At 68.0% G+C, this 2,200-nt stretch carries 2 protein-coding genes; one reads left to right on the top strand and one right to left on the bottom strand.

The window, feature by feature from the left end; genetic code table 11:
- Nucleotides 1–272: 272 nt before the first annotated feature.
- Nucleotides 273–1,502, bottom strand: coding sequence for a transposase (locus VFX14_24790; GenBank protein HEU5192913.1), 1,230 nt, complete (start codon nt 1,500–1,502; stop codon nt 273–275).
- 271 nt (nt 1,503–1,773) lie between these two features.
- Between VFX14_24790 and VFX14_24795 the strand changes: the two genes are divergently transcribed.
- The coding region (locus VFX14_24795) for an ABC transporter substrate binding protein (GenBank protein HEU5192914.1) at nt 1,774–2,200 on the top strand (427 nt) is incomplete at its 3' end.

Consider the following 2,200-nt stretch of genomic DNA (forward strand, 5'->3'; position numbering starts at 1 on the left):
GATGATGCGACGCTTCGCTTCACCGAGGCCAGCGACGGCCGCGGCGAGGGGCTGGCCGGCCTCGACCTCGACTGCTCGGATCCGGGTCGCCGCGGCCTCGTCCTGATCTGCGGGATCCGCTTCCGCCTGATCGCGTCGTAAGACGTTCGATTTCACACGCACCGGATGAGCTCTATCGGCTTGCCCGAGAGGCCTCGACGCGCCTTCATGGCGACCATCGCGGGCGGCCTCCTCGCCGCGCCGCTCGCCGCCGAGACTTTCTCTGGTTCATGTCAAGCGATGGTTGTCTGATGCTGCCGCAGTTGCTGGCGCGTCATGGTGGCCAAGTGGTACTGCTCGTCGTACGGGACCTGGCGGTGCCACATGACGAAGATGATCTTCAGCCATTTCGCCCCGAGCGCCCGGAGCGCCTGGTGATGTGCGTGGCCCCGCGCCCGCTGCTGGTCGTAGTATGCCCGGGCCCAGTCGCTGGAGAGCAGCGAGAGAAAGGCCACCTGGTCGACCACGTGCCGCAACGACTTGTCGCAGGCGAAGCGAAAGTGGACGACCCGTTGCTTGCCGCTGCGTTTCGTCACGGGCACGGCGCCGGCCTGCGCCTGCAGATGTCGAAACGACTCCCACCGACCGGGGGCGTCCCCCAGGCGGGCCCAGAGGGTCGGCGCGGTGATCCCGGTCTTACCGATCGGGAGGGTCCGCGCCCACTGCGCCGCCGGCATGCGTGCGAAAAAATCGTCGATCGCGGTCCGGTACTGAGCGACGGCGACGACGACGGGGGTCAACTGCTCCACCAAGCTCTGCATCAACCGCGCCTTGGCGCGCACCACGTGGGCCGGCACGGGCAACTGAGGCGGCTGAAGGACCGTCCAGAGGGCGCCGATGCGGGCTTCGCTCATCCGGCGGCCGCGCGCCCATCGCTGCCACTGGCGTTGCGTCAGCGCGGTCAGGGTCTCCGGCGTCGGATAGGCCTGCAGGAACTCCCGCGCCAAGGCCGTCGTCAACTCGGCGACCTCGAGCGCCCGCGGGTAGTACGCCTTCAGCGTGGTCGTCAGCTGGTTGACGAGGCGGGTCTGCTGGCGGATGTGCCGCTGGCAGTCCTCCGTGAGGAGCTTGAGTTCCTGGGCCGCGTCCGAGCTCGGCTGCAAGGCCTGGAGGTGGGGGTGATCCGTGCGCAGGAAGTCGGCCAGCACCCGCGCGTCAAACGGGTCACTCTTCGCCCCACTCTGTCGAAACCGATCCCGGGCCCGGTCCAGCGCCTTGGGATTCACGGGGTAGACCACGACGCCATGGTCGAGCAGGAAGTCCACCACCCGCCCGTCCGGCCGCTCGATCGCCGCCCACCGCTCGATGCCCTGCGCGCGCCATTCGTCTAGCTCCCGGCCCCACTCGCTGAAGCCCGCCGCCGTATGCGGCACGGTGCGTCCGGTGATCTTCGTCCCACTCTCATCCACGACCCAGACGGCATGCGTCTGATCTGCCCAATCGACGCCCACGTAGTAGCGCACTCGTCCACCTCCTTCGGGGCCCTGCACGCCGAGCCGAGGAGCGGGAACGGCCAGGTTGGCCTTATACCGGCCCTCCGGGGGGCCACTTTCTCTTGAACCTGTGGCGCCGTTCGCTTGCCGACCGGGACAGTCTCGGCGTAAGCCTCCGGGGGCTCTGCGCAGCAGGGTCCTCTGGTCGGCAAGCCCCTGGGCCTCGTGTTGGCCCGCCTCTCTCCCCTTCTCCCTCATTGTTCCCGTCGCCGGCCCTCGCCTGCGCGGCGCAGGATGCCCCGTGATCTCACGACGACGCTTTCTCACGAGTGTCGCCATCGGGTTGGCACCGATCGGCGCCGCGGCCCACGCGCAGGAGTATAAGGCGCAGCAGGCGGACAAGATCGCTCGAATAGGGTACTTGTCGCCCAACCTGGCCACTGGCCCCCACCTGCGCGAGGCCTTCCGTAAAGGACTGCGTGACCTCGGGTACGTCGAGGGTCGCAACCTCGTGATCGAAGACCGAGATGCCGAAGGGAAGGTGGTCGAACGAATCCCCGCTCTCGCGGCTGAACTGGTTGCGCTCAAGGTTGATGTCATCGTGACCGAAGGAGGAAGCACAGTCGTTCCCCTCGCCGCCAAGCGAGCGACCAGAACCCTCCCCATTGTCTTCGCTTCTGTTGCCGATCCGGTTGGGAGCGGGCTCGTCACCAGCCTCCGGCGGCCGG

Source organism: Candidatus Methylomirabilota bacterium, assembly GCA_035764725.1.
Lineage (GTDB): Bacteria > Methylomirabilota > Methylomirabilia > Rokubacteriales > CSP1-6 > DASRWT01.